The sequence below is a fragment of the Thioclava sp. F36-6 genome (assembly GCF_002020305.1).
Taxonomy (GTDB): domain Bacteria; phylum Pseudomonadota; class Alphaproteobacteria; order Rhodobacterales; family Rhodobacteraceae; genus Thioclava; species Thioclava sediminum.
The window spans coordinates 285683-304041 of record NZ_MPZX01000001.1; the positions used below are offsets into that span (position 1 = coordinate 285683).

21 protein-coding genes and 2 tRNA genes are annotated in these 18359 nt (G+C 64.8%); 15 read left to right on the plus strand and 8 right to left on the minus strand.

Annotated features, from left to right (window positions below):
- Positions 1-40: 40 nt before the first annotated feature.
- A complete protein-coding gene (locus BMI88_RS01390) occupies positions 41-622 on the minus strand; it encodes a hypothetical protein (RefSeq protein ID WP_078545374.1) in 582 nt (193 codons plus the stop codon).
- Between the two features lie 302 nt (positions 623-924).
- A tRNA-Thr gene (locus BMI88_RS01395) sits at positions 925-999 on the minus strand.
- 118 nt (positions 1000-1117) lie between these two features.
- On the opposite strand from BMI88_RS01395, the gene BMI88_RS19670 reads away from it, so the two are divergent.
- The 6 genes from BMI88_RS19670 (at position 1118) to BMI88_RS01420 (ending at position 5473) form a co-directional block, all read left to right on the plus strand.
- Positions 1118-1288 carry a hypothetical protein gene (locus tag BMI88_RS19670; protein WP_168173917.1) on the plus strand — a complete coding sequence of 57 codons (171 nt, stop codon included), beginning with the start codon at positions 1118-1120 and terminating at the stop codon, positions 1286-1288.
- Between the two features lies 1 nt (position 1289).
- Positions 1290-2558: a UDP-N-acetylglucosamine 1-carboxyvinyltransferase gene (gene murA, locus BMI88_RS01400; RefSeq protein ID WP_078521738.1), complete on the plus strand. Its 1269-nt coding sequence runs from the start codon at positions 1290-1292 to the stop codon at positions 2556-2558.
- A 51-nt stretch (positions 2559-2609) separates the two neighbouring features.
- Positions 2610-3089, plus strand: coding sequence for a DUF2948 family protein (locus BMI88_RS01405; protein WP_078545376.1), 480 nt, complete (start codon positions 2610-2612; stop codon positions 3087-3089).
- Positions 3090-3226: 137 nt separating this feature from the next.
- The gene (gene hisD, locus BMI88_RS01410; RefSeq protein ID WP_078545378.1) at positions 3227-4540 is read left to right on the plus strand and encodes a histidinol dehydrogenase; all 1314 of its coding nucleotides are present in this window, start codon (positions 3227-3229) and stop codon (positions 4538-4540) included.
- Positions 4540-5016, plus strand: coding sequence for a UPF0262 family protein (locus BMI88_RS01415; protein WP_078545380.1), 477 nt, complete (start codon positions 4540-4542; stop codon positions 5014-5016). The genes hisD and BMI88_RS01415 overlap by 1 nt, the downstream gene beginning before the upstream one ends.
- Before the next feature lie 4 nt (positions 5017-5020).
- Positions 5021-5473, plus strand: coding sequence for a low molecular weight phosphatase family protein (locus tag BMI88_RS01420; RefSeq protein WP_078540169.1), 453 nt, complete (start codon positions 5021-5023; stop codon positions 5471-5473).
- Here the strand turns inward: BMI88_RS01420 and BMI88_RS01425 are convergent, their stop codons facing one another.
- Positions 5474-5848: a helix-turn-helix domain-containing protein gene (locus tag BMI88_RS01425; protein WP_078545382.1), complete on the minus strand. Its 375-nt coding sequence runs from the start codon at positions 5846-5848 to the stop codon at positions 5474-5476.
- 111 nt (positions 5849-5959) lie between these two features.
- Between BMI88_RS01425 and BMI88_RS01430 the strand changes: the two genes are divergently transcribed.
- From BMI88_RS01430 to BMI88_RS01470, 9 genes are all read left to right on the plus strand, one after another.
- Positions 5960-6790: an SDR family oxidoreductase gene (locus tag BMI88_RS01430; RefSeq protein ID WP_078545384.1), complete on the plus strand. Its 831-nt coding sequence runs from the start codon at positions 5960-5962 to the stop codon at positions 6788-6790.
- Positions 6791-6872: 82 nt separating this feature from the next.
- Entirely contained in the window at positions 6873-7280 is a 408-nt protein-coding gene (locus BMI88_RS01435) for a ketosteroid isomerase-related protein (RefSeq protein ID WP_078521731.1), read from the plus strand.
- Entirely contained in the window at positions 7280-7861 is a 582-nt protein-coding gene (locus BMI88_RS01440) for a GNAT family N-acetyltransferase (RefSeq protein WP_078545386.1), read from the plus strand. Before BMI88_RS01435 ends, BMI88_RS01440 begins: the two co-directional genes overlap by 1 nt.
- On the plus strand, positions 7858-8763 hold the full coding sequence (locus BMI88_RS01445) for a carbon-nitrogen hydrolase family protein (RefSeq protein ID WP_078545388.1): 906 nt from the start codon (positions 7858-7860) through the stop codon (positions 8761-8763). The genes BMI88_RS01440 and BMI88_RS01445 overlap by 4 nt, the downstream gene beginning before the upstream one ends.
- An 82-nt stretch (positions 8764-8845) precedes the next feature.
- The gene (gene infA, locus BMI88_RS01450; protein WP_010397442.1) at positions 8846-9064 is read left to right on the plus strand and encodes a translation initiation factor IF-1; all 219 of its coding nucleotides are present in this window, start codon (positions 8846-8848) and stop codon (positions 9062-9064) included.
- A complete protein-coding gene (locus tag BMI88_RS01455) occupies positions 9061-9630 on the plus strand; it encodes a Maf family protein (protein WP_078545390.1) in 570 nt (189 codons plus the stop codon). The genes infA and BMI88_RS01455 overlap by 4 nt, the downstream gene beginning before the upstream one ends.
- The gene (locus BMI88_RS01460; protein WP_078545392.1) at positions 9630-10682 is read left to right on the plus strand and encodes a ribonuclease E/G; all 1053 of its coding nucleotides are present in this window, start codon (positions 9630-9632) and stop codon (positions 10680-10682) included. Before BMI88_RS01455 ends, BMI88_RS01460 begins: the two co-directional genes overlap by 1 nt.
- Positions 10679-10870, plus strand: coding sequence for a DNA gyrase inhibitor YacG (gene yacG, locus BMI88_RS01465; RefSeq protein ID WP_078545394.1), 192 nt, complete (start codon positions 10679-10681; stop codon positions 10868-10870). The genes BMI88_RS01460 and yacG overlap by 4 nt, the downstream gene beginning before the upstream one ends.
- A gap of 98 nt (positions 10871-10968) precedes the next feature.
- Positions 10969-11044: transfer RNA gene (locus tag BMI88_RS01470), tRNA-Phe, on the plus strand.
- A gap of 113 nt (positions 11045-11157) precedes the next feature.
- On the opposite strand, the gene BMI88_RS01475 is transcribed toward BMI88_RS01470, so the two are convergent.
- The 5 genes from BMI88_RS01475 to BMI88_RS01495 form a co-directional block, all read right to left on the minus strand.
- Entirely contained in the window at positions 11158-11862 is a 705-nt protein-coding gene (locus BMI88_RS01475; protein ID WP_078545396.1) for a hypothetical protein, read from the minus strand.
- 133 nt (positions 11863-11995) lie between these two features.
- Positions 11996-14362 carry a Tex family protein gene (locus BMI88_RS01480; protein WP_078545398.1) on the minus strand — a complete coding sequence of 789 codons (2367 nt, stop codon included), beginning with the start codon at positions 14360-14362 and terminating at the stop codon, positions 11996-11998.
- Between the two features lie 180 nt (positions 14363-14542).
- The gene (locus tag BMI88_RS01485; RefSeq protein WP_078545400.1) at positions 14543-15511 is read right to left on the minus strand and encodes an oligopeptide/dipeptide ABC transporter ATP-binding protein; all 969 of its coding nucleotides are present in this window, start codon (positions 15509-15511) and stop codon (positions 14543-14545) included.
- On the minus strand, positions 15508-17394 hold the full coding sequence (locus BMI88_RS01490; protein ID WP_078545402.1) for a dipeptide/oligopeptide/nickel ABC transporter permease/ATP-binding protein: 1887 nt from the start codon (positions 17392-17394) through the stop codon (positions 15508-15510). The genes BMI88_RS01485 and BMI88_RS01490 overlap by 4 nt, the downstream gene beginning before the upstream one ends.
- Positions 17391-18338, minus strand: coding sequence for an ABC transporter permease (locus tag BMI88_RS01495; protein WP_078545404.1), 948 nt, complete (start codon positions 18336-18338; stop codon positions 17391-17393). The genes BMI88_RS01490 and BMI88_RS01495 overlap by 4 nt, the downstream gene beginning before the upstream one ends.
- Positions 18339-18359: the final 21 nt, after the last annotated feature.

Genomic DNA, 18359 nt, shown 5'->3' on the forward strand with positions numbered 1-18359 from the left:
CGCTGGAGGCCATTGGGCCCCCAGCGCCTATGTCCGAAGTTTACTGCTGCTGCGCGTAGAATGTGCCGGTAAGTTGTTCGGAGCCATCGGGGCTGACGCCGGTGCCGGTTACATCGCCCAGCGCGACATATTTTCCGTTATCGTCATAGACAGAGCCGGCCAGCTGAAGATCGGCAGTTATGCTGCCTTCATCGTCGCTCACGGTCCCGTTGGCATTCGCCACGATTGCGCTCTTGCTATCAATCGTCCCGTTAACGGAAAGCGAGCCTTTCAGGTCCATCATTTTTTCGCTCAAGTCCGGCGTGTAGGCAGCGAATTGGCTCACGGTGCCAGTGACTTTGCTATTGTCGAAGTCAACGTCCATCGCCAAGCGGCCCGCGACCGGGTTGTCAGATGCACTGGCCGGGTCAAGTTTAAGCTGCCCTGTAAGGCTCGCGGTACCGGTCGGATCTTGAGCGACCAAAAGGTCGCCGTCGGTGACGCGGGTTGCAAGGCTGTCGTAGGTGGCTTGGTTCTGCGACACCTCAGCTGCGCTGTAGGAATTGCTGCCGTCCCCGCTGCCCATGCAGCCTGCAAGTGCAAAACACACGGCGGTCGCGGTAATCGAAAGTTTATAAGACATTAATTTTCCCTAATTTCCCATGCGAGCCGAAGTTGGCGCGCAGTCGGTAAGTGGCGAAATTGAGGAATTTCCTACAACCTATGGTAAACCTTAGATTGACTGTGTTGCTGCCAAGGTTGCTTGGGAAAATAGCGCTCGCGCTCTCGAGAGGTGTTTGTGAACGATCGAGGGTCTGTGGCTTTACGGTCACCCACCGAAAGAGACTCTGGAACAGTCCCTCTGATTAATCGACGGAAGGTGGGCCAACACATTCGTCGGCGACCCGTGGTCGACGCCAGACTATCGAGGTTGAAAAGGGGAAGTGGTGCTGCTGGAGAGACTTGAACTCTCGACCTCTCCCTTACCAAGGGAGTGCTCTACCGCTGAGCTACAGCAGCGCCGGTTTCGGTCCGTCGCTTCGACCGTGGCGGGGATTTAGACGCAATCGCGAAGGGGTGCAAGGGTAAATCTTGCTCTCTCTCGACAGGATTTCACAGGCGGGTTAAACGAGGCGCCATGACAGGCGGAAAGAAAGATGGATCGGGCACGTCCCGCGATGCGGAATTGAGCCGCGAAGAGCGTCGGGCGCAGGCGCTGCGCGCGAATCTGCAGCGGCGCAAGGCGCAGGCGCGCGCCCGCAAATCCGAATCCAAGCCGCTGAATAACAACGAATCCGAGGGCAGTTGACATGGACAGCATCGTCGTACGCGGCAACGGGCCACTTTCCGGCCAAATCCCGATCGCGGGGGCGAAAAACGCCTGTCTCGCGCTGATGCCGGCCACACTTCTGAGCGATGAGCCGCTGACCCTGACCAACGCGCCGCGCCTGTCGGACATCCGCACGATGACCGAATTGCTGGCGAGCCTCGGCGCGGAAGTGACCGCGCTGCAGGAAGGCAAGGTTCTGGCGACCTCGTGTCACGGCGAGATCAACCCGGTCGCGGATTATGAAATCGTGCGCAAGATGCGCGCCTCGAATCTGGTTCTGGGGCCGCTGCTGGCACGTCTGGGCCATGCCGTCGTGTCGCTGCCGGGCGGCTGTGCGATCGGCGCGCGCCCGATGGATATCCATGTCGACGCGCTTGCCGCGCTCGGGGCGGAGATCGAACTGAAGGACGGCTATCTGCATGCCGAAGCGAAGGGCGGGCTGAAAGGCGCCACCCACGAGATGCGCTTCGCTTCCGTTGGCGCGACCGAGAACTTCCTGATGGCCGCCTCGCTCGCAAAAGGCACCTCGGTGCTGAAGAATGCAGCCCGCGAGCCGGAAATCGTCGATCTGGCGAAATGCCTGCGCGCGATGGGCGCGCAGATCGAGGGCGACGGCACCTCCGAAATCGTGATCGAGGGCAAGGACCGCCTGCACGGCGCGACTCACCCGGTGGTCGCCGACCGGATCGAGCTCGGCACCTACATGCTCGCGCCCGCGATCTGCGGGGGCGAGGTGGAGTGCCTGGGCGGTCGAATCGATCTGCTGGAGAGCTTCTGTGAGAAGCTCGATGCGGCGGGCATCTCGGTCGAGCAGACCCATACCGGCCTCAAGGTGGCGCGCAAGAATGGCCGCATCCGCGCGGTCGACGTCACGACCGAGCCGTTCCCCGGCTTCCCGACCGACCTGCAGGCGCAGATGATGGCGCTTCTTTGCACCGCCGAGGGCACCAGCGTTCTGGAAGAGAAGATTTTCGAGAATCGCTTCATGCACGCGCCCGAGCTGGTGCGGATGGGGGCGAATATAGACGTCCATGGCGGTCATGCGACGGTCCACGGCGTCGAGAAGCTCAAAGGGGCGCCGGTGATGGCGACCGACCTGCGGGCCTCCGTGTCGCTGATCCTTGCGGGGCTGGCTGCGGAAGGCGAAACCGTCGTCAGCCGTGTCTATCACCTCGATCGCGGCTATGAGCGTGTCGAGGAGAAGCTGGCGGGGGTCGGCGCGCATATCGAGCGCGTGAAAGCGAGTTGATCGGCTGGCAATTCCCGCCGTCTTCCCCATATCGAATGCAGAGGTGCCCCAATGACCCGTGATGCGAAATTCGAAGAGGGTGGCGAAGGCGCGATTGCGCTGCGCGCCGAGACCAAAGACGACCTCCCCGTTATCGCGGCGCTGGTGCAGGACGCCGTGCTGCCGATCACCGAGATTGCCTGGGAGGCGAAATCCCGGCGTCTCGCGCTGCTGATCAACCGCTTCCGCTGGGAAGACAAGGCGCAGGCCGAGGCCGAGAAACGCCCCTATGAGCGGGTGCGGTCCTTGCTGGTGATCTCGGATGTCACCCATGTTTCGAGCATGGGGATCGATCGTTCGGATCGCGACGTAGTGCTCTCGATCCTCGATATCACTTTTGAAGAGACCGAAGACGGCGCGGGTCGCGTTACCCTGACGCTGGCGGGCGATGGCGCGCTGGCGGCGGATGTCGAATGTCTCGATGTAGATCTGCGCGATGTCGAGCGCCCCTATCGTGCGCCTTCCGGCAAGGTGCCGCATCATCCCGAGTGAGCCGCGTTTTGCCGCCGGGGATGCCTCCGGCGGGGATATTTACGCCAAGTCGAAGTGGAATTGCCCTTGGGGGCAGTGTCGTGCTTGCGGGGCAGGGCGGGAGTCTCTAATCCGAAGAACGGAATAGGAGACTGTCGATGCCGCACTTTCTGGACACGCGCGAAGAGGGCTTTGAGGCCCGGTTTGTCGAACTTCTGGGGATGAAGCGCGAGGACAGCCCCGATGTGGATGCTGTCGTGGCCGGGATCATCGCGGATATCCGCAAGCGGGGCGATGCGGCGCTGATCGAGCTGACAGTGAAATTCGACCGTCTGGAGCTGACGCCGGAGACGCTGGCCTTCTCGCCCGAGGAAATCGAGGCCGAAGTCGCAAAAGTGCCTGCCGAGGAGCGCGCGGCGCTGGAACTGGCGGCCGAACGTATCCGCGCCTATCACGAGCGCCAGATGCCGCATGACGCGCGTTGGATCGACGCGAGCGGGGCGGAGCTAGGCTGGCGCTGGGGGCCGGTTTCAGCCGCAGGGCTCTATGTTCCGGGCGGGCTGGCGAGCTATCCCTCTTCGGTGCTGATGAACGCGATCCCGGCGAAGGTCGCGGGTGTGGAGCGGTTGGTCGTGGCGTGCCCGACGCCGGGCGGGGCGGTGAACCCGCTGGTGCTGCTGGCCGCGCAATTGGCGGGCGTCGATACGGTCTACCGGATGGGGGGCGCGCAGGCGATTGCCGCGATGGCCTACGGGACCGAGACGATCACGGCGGTCGACAAGATCACCGGGCCGGGCAACGCTTTCGTGGCGGCGGCCAAGCGGCGGGTCTTCGGGCGCGTCGGCATCGACATGATTGCGGGCCCGTCGGAAATCCTCGTGATCGCGGATGGCACGGGCGATCCGGATTGGATCGCGCTCGACCTGATGAGCCAGGCCGAGCATGACGAGAGCGCACAGGCGATCCTGATCACCACCGACGAGGCTTTCGGCAAGGCGGTCGTTGCGGCAGTCGAGAAACGGCTCGAGACGCTGGAGCGCCGTGCGATTGCAGGCGCGAGCTGGCGCGACTTCGGGGCGGTGATCGTGGCGCGCGATCTGATGGAGGCGGCCGAGCTGTCGAACCGGGTTGCGCCAGAGCATCTGGAGCTTTGCGTCGCCGATCCCGACTGGTTGGCGGAGGCGATCACCCATGCGGGCGCGATCTTCCTTGGCGCCTACACGCCCGAAGCGATCGGCGATTATATCGGCGGGCCGAACCACGTTCTGCCGACGGCGCGCTCGGCACGCTTCTCCTCGGGCCTCTCGGTGATGGACTTCATCAAGCGCACCACGCTGGCGAAGATGACGCCCGGCGCGCTGAAGGCGATCGGCCCTTCGGCAGAGGTGCTGGCGAAATCGGAAAGCCTCGAGGCGCATGGGCTGTCGGTGCGTGCGCGGCTCGATGCGCTCAATGACGAAGGGGAGGGGTGATGGCCCGGATTTCGCATATCCAGCTGGACACGGGCGGGCTGCCCGCGCCCTCGCCGGAGATTGAGCAGGAGCGCAAGGTCGCGATCTACGATCTGCTCGAGGATAACAGCTTCAATATCCCGGGCCGCGACGGGCAACCTGCACCAGAAGGGCCGTTCGCGCTGACGCTGGCGGTGCGCGACCGGCGGCTCGTCTTCGACACCGAGACCGAGAGCGGTTCGAAAGTGGCGGAGTTCCATCTGTCCTTCGGCCCGTTCCGGCAGGCGGTGAAGGATTATTTCCAGATCTGCGAGAGCTATTTCGAGGCGGTCAAGAAACTGCCGCCCAGCCAGATCGAGGCGATCGACATGGCCCGGCGCGGTATCCATAACGAAGGCGCGCGCATCTTGCAGGAACGCCTTGAAGGCAAGGCCGAGATCGACATCGACACGGCGCGGCGCCTCTTCACCCTCGTTGCCGTTCTCGCCCCGAGGTAAACGGATGGGCGAGATCCCCAACTCCGTTCTCTTTGCGTGCGATCATAATTCCACGCGCTCCCCGATGGCCGAGGGGATGATGAAGAAATTCTACGGCACCGAATGCTACGTGCAGTCGGTGGGCGTGAAGGCCGATCTGGAGATCGACGGCTTCACCATCGCGGTGATGGCCGAGATCGGCGTCAATCTGGAACGTCACCGTGCGCGGTCTTTCACCGAGTTGCAGGAATGGGGCGACGATCTGTCGGCCTTCGATCTGGTGATCGCGCTGTCGCCTGCCTCGCAGCGTCAGGCGCTGGAACTGACGCGGTTCTTTCATCTCGACGTAGAATATTGGCCGATCCTCGACCCGACCGGCATCGGCGAGACGCGCGAGGCCAAGCTCGCCGCCTATCGCGACACTCGCGACCAGATCCGCCGCCATCTCATCGACCGTTTCGGAGAACCAACCGCCTGATCAGCCGCCAGACTGTGCGGGCTGCGTTCCAAGTCGGCCCAGGTTCGCCTCGATCCACTGCGCGAGCTCGAAATAGCGGATCGCGATCGCCTCGCCTGCCTCGGTCAGGCAATAATCCACGCGCGGCGGCACCTCGCCATGATCGCGCCGCGAGATCAGCCCATCCGCTTCGAGCACCTGCAAGGTCTGGGCCAGCATCCGCTCGGAAATACCGCCAATTCTGCGACGCAACTCGGAAAAGCGCAGCCGCCCGTCGCGCAGCGCAACCAGAACCAGCCCGCCCCAGCGCGAACTGACATGCGACAGGATCATGCGCGAGGGACAATCGGCATTGAACACATCGGCGACGGGCAGCGCGGGGTCGGTCTGTTGCATAATGCGGAGGCTCCTGTGCGGGGCTGCTGAACACTTACCAAAATGTAGGTACTTCCTTTTGCGCAGTAAAGGGCGCAGCTTCCCGTCAGCGAAAGACAAAAGGAGGTCGCCATGACCATCGCCGTTACCGGAGCCACCGGCCATCTTGGCCAACTCACCCTTGCCGCACTGGCCGCGCGCGGCGCGACCGACGTGATCGGGCTGGCACGCAGCCCTGAGAAGCTGACGGGCGCCGCGCGGCGTTTCGACTATTCCGACCCGGGCAGTTTCGACGCGCTGGCAGGTGTCGACACGCTGATCCTGATTTCGTCGAGCGAGGTCGGCCAGCGCGCGCCGCAGCATCGCAACGTGATCGAGGTCGCCAAGGCGCATGGGGTCGGCCATATCCTTTATACGTCTCTGCTGCATGCCGACCGTTCGAAGATGCAACTGGCCGAAGAGCACGTGGCGACCGAGGCGGCGCTGGCCGCATCGGGGCTGAGCCATACGCTGCTGCGCAATGGCTGGTATGGCGAGAATTACGACAGCGCGATCGGCTATGCTGCGCAATCGGGCACGATCGCCGGGGCGTCGGGCGCAGGCCGGATCGCGGCAGCGTCGCGCGCGGATTACGCCGAGGCGCTCGCCGCCGTAGCGCTCGATTCCGGCTTGCAGGGCAAAACCTATGAGCTGGCGGGCGATGCGGGTTTCACCCTCGACGAGCTGGCCGCCGAGATCGCTGCACAGGCCGGTCGCGCGGTCGAGGTCTCGCACCTTGCCGAGGCCGAGTATCGCGCTTTGCTCGAGACGATGGGTCTGCCCGGCCCCTTCGCCGCGATCATCGCGGATTCGGATGCGCAGGCCGCCAATGGCGCGCTGTTCGATGACAGCCACGACCTGTCGCGGCTGATCGGTCGCCCGACCACGCCGCTGGCCGAGATCGTGCGCGCCGCATTGGGGTGACCTGCGACGGCGCCTATGACCGCGTTTGACGCGGCGTGTGTCGCGTGGCACTCAAGGCCAGACAGCTTTACGGAGAATGGCCATGCCGCGCGCCCGCACCCTCGACACGATCTCGCGTTACTACGATGCCTTCAACGCGGGCGATACGGCAGGGATGGAGGCCCAGCTGGGCGAGCCCTTCGCGCATCACGTGAACGAAGGGAAGATCCGCCACGGGATCGAGGCGTTCCGCGAATTCAACAAACATATGAGCCGCTGCTATCGCGAGCAGTTGACCGACATGGTCATCATGGCCAATGACTCAGGCACGCGGGCGGCGGCGGAGTTCATCGTCAATGGCGTCTATCTGGAGACCGATGACGGGCTGCCCGAGGCGCATGGGCAAAGCTATGTCCTGCCGGCGGGGGCGTTCTTCACGCTCGACGAGGGCAAGATCACGCGCGTCGTCACCTATTACAACCTCGCCGACTGGATCGCGCAGGTTTCGTAATGGAGGTGCGGCGGCTGACCGGTGAGGCGCTGGATGCAGCGCTCGACGATGTGGCGCGGCTGCGGATCGCGGTGTTTCGGGACTGGCCCTACATCTATGACGGCTCGCTGGAGTATGAGCGGCGCTACATCCAGAGCTATCGGGAAAGCGATGCTGCGGTGGTCGTCGGCGCGTTCGACGGAGCGCGACTGGTGGGCGCTGCGACTGGCACGCCGCTGGAAGATCACGCCGATGATTTCGCGGCGCCCTTCGCAGGCACCGAGCTGAAGCTTCAGGACGTGTTCTACTGCGCCGAGTCGGTGCTGCTGCCCGACTTTCGCGGGCAGGGGCTGGGTCACGCCTTCTTCGACCACCGCGAGGCTCATGCGCGCGAGCTGGGGTGCAGCCATTCGGTCTTCTGCTCGGTGATCCGTCCCGACGATCATCCGCTCAAGCCTGCCGAGTATCGCCCGCTCGACGGGTTCTGGCGCAAACGGGGCTATGCCCCGATGGAGGGCGTAATCGCGCGGTTCAAATGGACCGATCTGGGTGAGGATGAGCAGACCGAGAAGGCGCTGCAATTCTGGGGGCGCAAGCTGTGAGCCGCGAGGTCGTAATCGCGGCAGCCGCCTATCCGCTCGACTGGTTCGAGGACTGGGCGGGCTACGCGGCGAAGGTATCCGCTTGGGTGGCTGAGGCCGCAGGGCAGGGTGCGCAGCTTCTGGTCTTTCCTGAATACGGGGCGATGGAACTGGCGAGCCTCGGCGGCGCAGAGGTCGCGGGCGATCTGGAAGCCGCGCTGATCCATGTAGCGGGCTTGCGGGCGGATATGGAGCGGCTGTTCGCAGGTCTCGCGGCGGAGCATGACGTGCATATTCTCGCCCCCTCCGGACCCGTCATCGACGGCACCAAACGCGTGAACCGGGCGAGCCTGTTCGGTCCCGGCGGGCTGATCGGGCATCAGGACAAGGCAATCATGACGCGGTTCGAGCGCGAGATCTGGCATGTCGATGCGGGCGAAGGGCTGGTGCTCTTCGACACGGCGCTCGGCAAGATCGGGGTCACGATCTGCTACGACAGCGAATTCCCCCTGCTGGCGCGCGCGCTGGCCGAGGCGGGAGCAGAGATTATCCTAGTGCCGTCCTGCACCGACACGCTCGCGGGTTATAACCGGGTGCGGATCGGCGCGATGGCACGCGCGCTCGAAAACCAATGCGTGACCGTGCAGGCGCCGACCGTTGGCGACGCGCTCTGGTGTCCGGCTGTAGACGAGAACCGCGGCACGGCTGCGATTTTCGCGCCACCAGACGGGCTCTGGCCGGAAAGCGGGACCGTGGCCGAAGGGGCGCCCGACTCACCCGGCTGGACCTTCGCGACGGTGGACTTGGATCGCGTCGCGCAAAGCCGCACCGCAGGAACTGTTTTGCCCTACAAACATTGGTCCGAGCAGTCCGAAGCGGCCCAAATAATCCGGATCGCCTCGGAAAACCCCGCCCAGCCTTGACATTCCACTTGAATTTCGCGGCTTACGGGCGCATTTAAACGCTCGCCCGCGAATTGCGCGGGAAACCATTTACGGAGTGACCATGGCCAAGGAAGAAATGCTCGAATTTCCCGGTGTCGTGAAGGAACTCCTGCCTAACGCGACGTTTCGGGTCGAGCTGGAAAACGGCCATGAGATCATCGCGCATATGGCAGGCAAGATGCGTAAGAACCGCATCCGTGTTCTGGCAGGCGACAAGGTTCAGGTGGAAATGAACACCTACGACCTCACGAAGGGTCGTATCAACTACCGCTTCAAGTGAAGCTGATCCTCGGCTCGGCGAGCCCGCGACGGCGAGAGCTTCTGGCCCAGCTCGGGCTGGAGCCTTTTGACGTGCGCCCCGCCGATATCGACGAGACGCCTTTCAAAGGAGAGGCGGCGCGCGACTATGTCGCCCGCATGGCCCGCGAGAAAGCGATGGCGCTCGATGTGGCCGATGACGAGGTGCTGCTGAGCGCCGATACCACGGTGACCTGCGGGCGCCGCATCTTGGGTAAACCCGAAGACGAGAAAGAGGCGGCGGAGTTTCTCTGGCTGCTGTCCGGGCGTCGGCACCATGTGTTCACCGCCGTGGCGGTGCGCACCGCGCAGGGCCTGCGCGAACGGCTTGTCGATACGGTGGTGAAGTTCAAGCCGCTCAGCGACGAGGACGTGAACGGCTATCTCGCCTCGGGCGAATGGGACGGCAAGGCAGGCGGCTACGCGATCCAGGGACGCGGCGGCGCTTTCGTGCCGTGGATCCAGGGATCCTTCACCGCTGTCGTGGGATTGCCGCTCGCAGAAACCGGAAACCTGCTCGCAAGTGCGGGCATTCGAGGGGACGTATAATGCAGGGGCGTGTGGTTCTGCTGGACGAGATCGCCGGTCGCGAAGCGGCGGCGCTGATGGTCGATGGGCAAATTGAAGACCTGATTATCGACACCTCCGAAGAGATCAGCTTCGCCCCCGGTGCGATCCTGCGCGGCACGATCGGTCGCCAGATGAAAGGGCAGGGCGGCGTCTTCGTCGATCTGCCCGAAGGCACGCGTGGCTTTCTGAAAGAGGTGAAGGGGCTCGCCCCCGGCCAGACCGTGATCTGCATGGTCTCCGGCGGCACCGAGCCCGGCAAGGCGTTGCCTGTGACGCTGCGCGTGCTGTTCAAATCGCGCTACGCCATCGTCACCCCCGGCGCGCCCGGCATCAACGTCTCGCGCCGGATCCATGAAGAGGATCTGCGCGCCGATCTGCAGGCGGCGGCCGAGGCGGTGATGGAAGGCTCGGATATGGGCGTGATCCTGCGCTCCGCCGCGGCCCATGTGCCGCTTGAAGAGGTGGCCGAGGATGTCGCTGCGATGCGCGAGCTGGCCGAGGCCGTGACTGGCGACGTTGAAGGCGGGCCGGAGCTGCTCGTCGATGCGCCCGATCCGCATGAAGAAGCTTGGCGCGACTGGGCCGAACCCGTGCCGGACGAGGTGATCGAAGGCGGGTTCGACGATCACGGCGTCACCGATGCGATCGAAGCGCTTCTGCATCCGCGCGTCGACCTGCCGGGCGGGGCGCATCTGATGATCGAGCCAACCCGCGCCCTGATCGCGGTCGACGTCAATACCGGCAACGACACGACGCCTGCCGCGGCGCTCAAGGCGAATATCGCCGCGGCCCGCGAATTGCCCCGGCAGCTGCGCTTGCGCGGCCTTGGAGGCCAGGTCGTGATCGACTTCGCCCCGATGCCCAAGCGCGACCGTCAGGCGCTCGAGCAGCAGCTGCGTCGCGCCGTCAAAGGCGAGCCCGAGACCTCACTGGCAGGCTGGACACCGCTGGGCAATTTCGAGATGCAACGCAAGCGCGACCGCGTCCCGCTCGTGCGCCTGCTGCGGGGCCAAAACAGGGAGGCGAAATGAGCTGTCCGATCTGCGGCAAGGATGCCGACCCGAAATATCGCCCCTTCTGTTCCAAGCGTTGCGCCGACGTCGATCTGGCGCGCTGGTTGAACGGATCCTACGTCATTCCCGGCGATATCGCCGAGGAAGAAGAGCGTGCGCCGACCGGTCCCGCAGGCGATGATACGCCCCCCGGCAAGCCGCACTGAGACGTTTCGCAAGTTCGCGTAATTTTCTGCGAAATCCCTCTGGACACCCCCCGCGCCCTCGTCTAGTAACCGCTCCACCAAGACCGAAAGGTCGCAGTGCCCGGATAGCTCAGTTGGTAGAGCAGCGGATTGAAAATTCGCGTGTCGGTGGTTCGAGTCCGCCTCCGGGCACCACTAAAATCCTCAAAATAGAATTACGTGTTGGTCTGGCTTCGCTCTGTCTTTAGCGAGGCTTGGAGCGGTTCTGCGTCGGCGAACGTCCGACCCCGCGCCCCGACAGGAATAACCTAGCGCGGAAACTGCGGCTTGGGCGTGCGCGCGACCTCGTCAGCACTCGCGGTGTGATTCAGCACATAATGCGTCGCGACGACGTCGCCGATCAGCCCGGCAGCCGCTTCCGAAGCCGGATCGAAACCGCGCTCCACTGCCTCACACAGCAGCGCCGCGTCATAGCCGGTGGCGATGAGTAGCCACGGCATCGGAGCATCGGCACCGCGCAGTGCTTGCTCGCGCGTCATCGGCGGTGGTGCAGTCGGACGAAGCAGCTGAACGCTGGCGACACCCGGGCGATAGGCGATCTCCTGCAGCACCTCCTGAGCGATCCAGGAAGCTGCAGCGTCTTCGTGTCCGGGGTCGGGTTGAAAACGGAAGGCGGTGGCGAAGCCGCCCAGACCGTAGCCCTCGCTCGCCGGAATCGTGCAGAACCCGCGCATCATGCCGCGAAATCTCGGCATGATCGCACCAGTCCAGGAGGTGGGGTCGTTCAGGCGGTCGAGGTAGCCCTGCGACGTCGCCACGCCGGTTCCGCTGACTTCATAGGTGACCATGTAGCGTGGCCCGCCCTCGGTCGCGATCCAGCGCGTCGCCCGTAGAAAGCCGGGAACCGAGAGGCGCTCATGCAGGTGCTCATGGCTGTGCCAGTGGTCGTGGTCGGCGGTGTCACCGTCGATGTCATAGAACAGCACCATCGCCGCATCGCTGCAAAGCGCCATGGTCCGCCTCCCCCGCCTATGTGGTTTCGCGTGACGCTATCGGCGGGGGCCGGGGAAGGCAAGTTGTGGCGCTGTTCCTGTGTCGCAGCTCACCTCTGGTAGATCCCCGATCGTTCAACCCGCTTGGCCGGCTTCAGCGCCGGTTCATCGCATCGCGAAGCGCTGCGCCGAACGCGCCATTGCTGCTGTCCTTCGCCGGCGCCTTGCCTTGGCCCTTGCCGGTCCCTTTTCCACGGGGGCCTTGCGGGCCGGGTTTGCCCCGGTCATGACCCTTGTCCTGCCGTGCCGGGCCTTTGCCCCGCGCAGGCGCGCCGCCGTCGGATTGCTTGCGCATCGACAGGCCGATCCGTTTGCGCGGGATGTCGACCTCGGTCACGCGCACGCGCACCACATCGCCCGCTTTCACAACCTCATGCGGATCCTTTACGAAGCGATCGGCGAGCTGGCTGACATGCACCAGACCATCCTGATGCACGCCGATATCCACGAAAGCACCGAAGGCGGCCACGTTGGTCACGGTGCCCTCCAGGCTCATCCCCGGCTTGAGGTCTTTGATGTCCTCCACGCCATCGGTGAACTGCGCGGTCTTGAAGGTGGGGCGCGGGTCGCGGCCGGGTTTTTCCAGTTCCGCGAAGATGTCGCGAATGGTGGGCAGACCGAAATCGCCGGTCACGAATTGCTCCGCGCTCAGGTCTTTCAGCGCGGTCGGCTGGCCCATGATCTCGCGGATGTCGCGGCCGCAGCTCTGCACGATCTTACGCGCGACCGCGTAGGCTTCGGGGTGAACCGAGGAGGCGTCGAGCGGCTCCTCGCCATCACGAATACGCAAGAACCCCGCGCATTGCTCGAAGGCCTTGGGGCCGAGCCCTGCCACCTCCATCAGCGCTCGCCGCGAGGGAAAGGCGCCATGCGCGTCGCGATGCGCGACGATGGCCTGCGCCAGAGCGGGCCCAAGCCCCGCCACCTGCGCCAGAAGCGGTGCGGAGGCCATGTTCAGATCGACGCCCACCGCGTTCACCGCATCCTCGACGACAGCTTCGAGCGCCTGCGACAGGCGGCGCTGATCTACGTCGTGCTGGTATTGGCCGACGCCGATGCTCTGCGGTTCGATCTTCACCAGTTCCGCCAGCGGATCCTGCAGGCGACGCGCGATAGAGACCGCGCCGCGCAAAGACACATCAAGATCCGGGAACTCGTGCGCGGCCAGCTCCGAGGCCGAATAGACCGAGGCACCCGCTTCCGAGACGACCACTTTCGTCGGCGCCCGCACACCCGACGGCAGCAGCTTCAGCGTGTCGGCGACCATCCGTTCGGTCTCGCGGCTGGCGGTGCCGTTGCCGATGGCGATCAGCTCGACCCCGTGGCGCTTGACCATGTCGATGATTTTCGTCTCGGCTCCGCGCAGGTCCATCTTGGGCTGGAACGGGTAAAGCGTCGCGGTCTCCAAGACCTTACCGGTCGCGTCCACCACGGCGGCCTTCACCCCGGTGCGGATGCCCGGATCGAGGCCCAGCGTCGCACGCGGACCGGCGGGGGCTGCCAGCAGCAGGTCATGCAGGTTGCGTGCAAAAACCTTGATCGCCTCGTCATGGGCGCGCTGGCGCAGCTCGCCCAGAAGATCGACATAGAGCGAGACCGAGAATTTCACCCGCCACGCCCACCGCGCCACGTCGCGCAGCCAGAGATCACCGGGACGCCCGGCCTGCGTGTCGAGCGTCGCTGCGATCTGGCCGATTGCGCGGTCTTCGCCGGTCTCGGGATCGGGCGCGATTTCCATCGTCACGATCTCTTCCTTCGCGGCGCGCAGAATGGCGAGCGCGCGATGGCCGGGAATGTCGGCCCATTTCTCGCGGTGGTCGAAATAGTCGGAGAACTTCGCGCCCGCCTCTTCCTTGCCCGGCACGACACGCGCGGCGATGAAGGCCTCGGCGCGCATGAAGTCGCGCAGGGTGCCAAGCAGTTCGGCGTTTTCCGACAGTTCCTCGGTCAGGATGTCGCGCGCACCGTTCAGAGCATCCTTCACCGTGGGCACGGCCTCGGTAATGTAGCCTTCGGCCAGCGCCTCGGGCGCGGCGCTCCGGTCTTCCTGAATCGCGCGCAACAGCGGCTCCAACCCGTTCTCGCGCGCGATCATCGCCTTGGTGCGGCGCTTGGGCTTGAAGGGGAGGTAGATGTCTTCGAGAGTCGCCTTGCTTTCGGCCCGCGCGATCGAGCGCGCCAGATCGTCGGTCAGTTTGCCCTGCTCGCGGATCGAATTGAGGATCGTCTCGCGCCGCGCCTCCATTTCGCGCAGATAACCCAACCGATCCGAAAGCTGTCGCAGCTGCGTATCGTCGAGCCCGCCCGTGACCTCTTTGCGGTAGCGCGCCACGAAGGGCACGGTCGCCCCGCCATCGAGAAGTCCGATCGCTGCGGTAACTTGTGCGGGCTTCGCCGCGATATCCGTGGCGATGGTCTGCGCGATATGGGCTTGGACGGGGGCGGAATCGGTTTGGGCCAAGGCTGTCTCCTGATGCGGTCGGGTTGCCAGCAATAGCCGCCTGCTCGGGCGGGGAAAAGGGGAAAGGCCGCGGGTAGGCGGATTGCTCCGCTCTCCGCCTTCCGGATCCGTTCGAAGCTGTTGAGGCTTCGAGCCGGGAGGCGGGCTTTCGCCGTAGCCGCGCCAAGCTCCGGGCAATTGTCAGAGGGGCCCGGCAGGCAAGGGGTGGTAGCAGGCGACCCGTTGATCGTCTCCGATCTGTTCGAGCGCGGGAGCCGCGTCGCGGCATTTGTCGGTCGCGAAGGGGCACCGCATCGCAAAGGCGCAGCCCTTGGGCGGGTCGAGCGGGTTCGGCAGTTCCGCGTGCCCGTCTTCTGGGTCGGACAGCGCACGCCCCACGACCGGCGCGCTTTCTGCGAGCAGCTTCGTGTAGGGGTGGCGCGGATGGGCGAAGATTTCCTCGGCCCGGCCTTCCTCGACCACCGAGCCGAAATAGAGCACTGCGATCCGGTCAGAGACCGCCTCGACCACCGCCAGATCGTGACTGATGAACAGGTAAGTCAGGCCGAATTCGCGTTTCAGATCGGCCAGCAGGTTCAGCACCTGCGCCTGCACCGAGACATCGAGCGCCGAGACGGGTTCATCAAGGATCAGGATGCGTGCCTGCGCCGCCAGCGCCCGCGCGATGCCGATGCGCTGCGCCTGACCGCCGGAGAACTCATGCGGGTAGCGGTCGAGGAAATCGGCGCGCAGATTCACGCTGTCGAAGATTTCGAGGATGCGTTTCTCCCGCGCTTTGCGATCCATCCCGTGCAGCAGCTTCAAGGGCGCATCCATGATCTGCCGGATCGTCTTGCGCGGGTTCAGCGAAGAGATCGGGTCCTGAAACACATATTGGATGCGCTTGCCGAACTCGGCTGGGTCGGCATTGTCGAGCGCCGAGCCTTCGATTTCGATCGTGCCGGTCGTCGCGGGCAGGAGGCCCACCAGCATCCGCGCCAGAGTGGACTTGCCGCAGCCGGATTCCCCCACGATCCCCAGCGTCTCCCCCGTCTGGACCGAGAGCGTCATCGGATGCACGGCTTTCACCCCGCCGGTCGCGCCGCCGAACAGCTTCTTGCCGACGGGGAAGGTTTTCGACAGGTCGGTGATTTGCAAGGCGATGCTCATGCGGTTTCCTCCGCGAGAGTGGTTTCGGGATAGAGGCAGCGCACGGCACGCGCTCCGGTCCCTTCGAGCAGTATCTCGCCTTCTTTGCACGACGGTTGCGCCTTCAGGCAGCGATCGGCGAAAGCGCAGCCTGCGGGCAGCGCATCGACCGAAGGCGGCAGACCCGGGATCGCCTCCAGCTTGCGCTTGCCCGCGCCCAATTCGGGCACGCAGGCGATCAGGCGCGCCGTGTAGGGATGGGCGGGCGCGCGCAGGATCTCCATCGTCGGGCCTTCCTCGACGATCCGGCCCGCATACATCACCGCCACGCGGTCGCACAGCTGGGCCACCACGCCGAAATCATGGGTGATGAAGATGATGGCGAGCCCGCGTTCGCGCCGTAGATCGTCGAGCAGCGAGAGGATCTGCGCCTGCACCGTCACGTCGAGCGCGGTGGTGGGCTCGTCCGCGATGATCACGTCGGGATCGTTGGTCAACGCCATCGCGATGCCGACGCGCTGACGCATGCCCCCCGACATCTCGTGTGGGTAGCTGTCCACGCGCTCCTCGGCATTGGGGATGCGCACGGATTTCAGCAGCTCGATGGCCTTTGCACGACCTTCGGATTTCGAGATCGCGCGATGGCTGGAGATTGCCTCCACCAGCTGATCGCCGACCTTGTAGAGCGGGTGTAGCGTCGCTAGCGGATCCTGAAAGATGTAGGCGACGCGGCGCCCGCGCAGGGTTCTCAGATCGCCATAGCGTGCACCGATCATATCGCGGCCCTCAAGGCGCGCGGCCCCGCCGGTGATGACGCCGGGCGGCGAGGCCACGAGGCCCATGACCGACAGCGCCGTGACGGATTTGCCCGAGCCGGACTCGCCGATCACGCCGAGACATTCGCCGGGTTTGACCGACAGAGAGACACCAGACACCGCCTTGTAGATCCGGTCCTTGACGTGGAATTCTGTGCGCAGGTTCTCGAGGCTGAGAATGCCGTCAGTCGCGACTTCCGGCGCGGGGGTGTGTTTGCGATCCACGCGGGTCGCGGCCATCGGGCGGCTCAGCGCGCCCGATTTCAGCCGCGGGTCGAGCGCGTCGCGCACGCCGTCGCCCAGCAGGTTGATGCTCATCACGATGATCAGGATCATGATGCCGGGAATGACCGAGGTATGCGGGTTGGTGATCAGCGCCGAGCGCGCCTCGCCCAGCATGCTCCCGAGATCGGCTTGCGGCGGCTGCGAGCCGAGCCCGAGGAAGCTCAGGCCCGCCGTCTCGAGGATCATCCAGCCGATCGTGGTGGACATCGCGATCACGATCACCGGGACGACGTTGGGCAGGATTTCCGAGGTGATGATGCGCGCATTCGACATGCCCGCGAGCTTCGCCGCATCCACGAATTCCTTATTGGCAAGGCCTACGGTGATGCCGCGAATGTTGCGTGCGAAGAAGGGGATGTTCACGACCGAGACCGCGATCAGCGCGTTCACGAGGCCGGGACCGAGAGCCGCGACGATTGCGAGCGCCAGAAGGATATAGGGGAAGGCCATCAGCATATCGACGGCGCGCATGATGATGTTGTCGGTGCGCCCGCCATAGAAGCCCGCAATGATGCCGACTGCCGCGCCCGCGACAGCCGCGAAGAGCGCGGCGGCAAAGCCCACGGCGAGCGACAGCCGCGTGCCCCACAAGAGCCGCGACAGCAGATCGCGCCCCAGCGCATCGGTGCCCAGCAGCGCGCCATCGGAAAACGGCGGCAGGAAGCGGTTCGCGGTATTCGTCGCGTCCGGATCGGTCAGCGGCAGCAGCGGAGTGATCAGCGCCAGAGCCACCACCAACCCCATCACGATCAGCCCACCCAGCGCCAGCCGGTTGCGCGCGAGAAGTTTGAAGAACGCGCTCATGTCTTGATCCTCGGGTCGAGAAGGCTCTGGGCGACATCGACGATGATGTTGAAAATCACGTAGCAGGCCGCGACGAAGACGACGCCGCCTTGGACGAGCAGGATGTCACGCTGCAAGATCGCATCGACCAGCATCCGCCCGATGCCGGGCCACTGGAACACGATTTCGATATAGACCGCGCCCGACAGCACGAAGCCCGCCTGAATGCCGAGCACCGGGATGATCGAGACCATCGCCGCGCGCAGCGCATGGCCCCAGATCACGCGGCCCTCTTTCACGCCCTTGGCTCGCGCGGTGCGGATGAAATCCTGCCGCAGCACCTCCAGCATGGCCGAGCGCGACAGCCTCGCCACCACGCCGGTCGCCACCACCGCCAGAGCCAGCGCGGGCATCGTCAGGTGATGGAGCAGGTCGGGCAGGTCGCCGCCGCCATAGATCGCATACATCCCCGAGACCGGTAGCCATTGCAGGTCCACCGCGAAGATCAGGATCATCATCATCCCGAGGAAGAAGGACGGGATCGAAATGCCCAGCAGTACCACGAAGGTGATCGCCTTGTCGGCGAAGCCATATTGGCGCGCGGCCGAGACCACACCTGCGAGAATGCCGAAGACCGTGCAGAGAACGAAGGAGGTGCCCGCAAGGATCAGCGTGTTGTTGAACCGCTCCAGCACCTCGTCGATCACGGGGCGGTTGAGCGAGAAGCTCTGGCCGAAATCGCCGTGGAGCATGTTCCCCAGCCAGATGAAATAGCGCGCCACCAGCGGTTGATCGAGGCCGAGAGCGCGGTTCAGACGCGCCACGTTCTCGGGCGTGGCATAGCTGCCCAAGATCGCGGTCGCCGGATCGCCCGGGATCATCGCCATGATCAGAAAGACGATCACCGTGATCCCGAGGATCACCGGCACCGCCAGCAAGAGCCGTTTGAGGATATAGCTGCCCATTGGTCTCCCTTTGGGTGACGC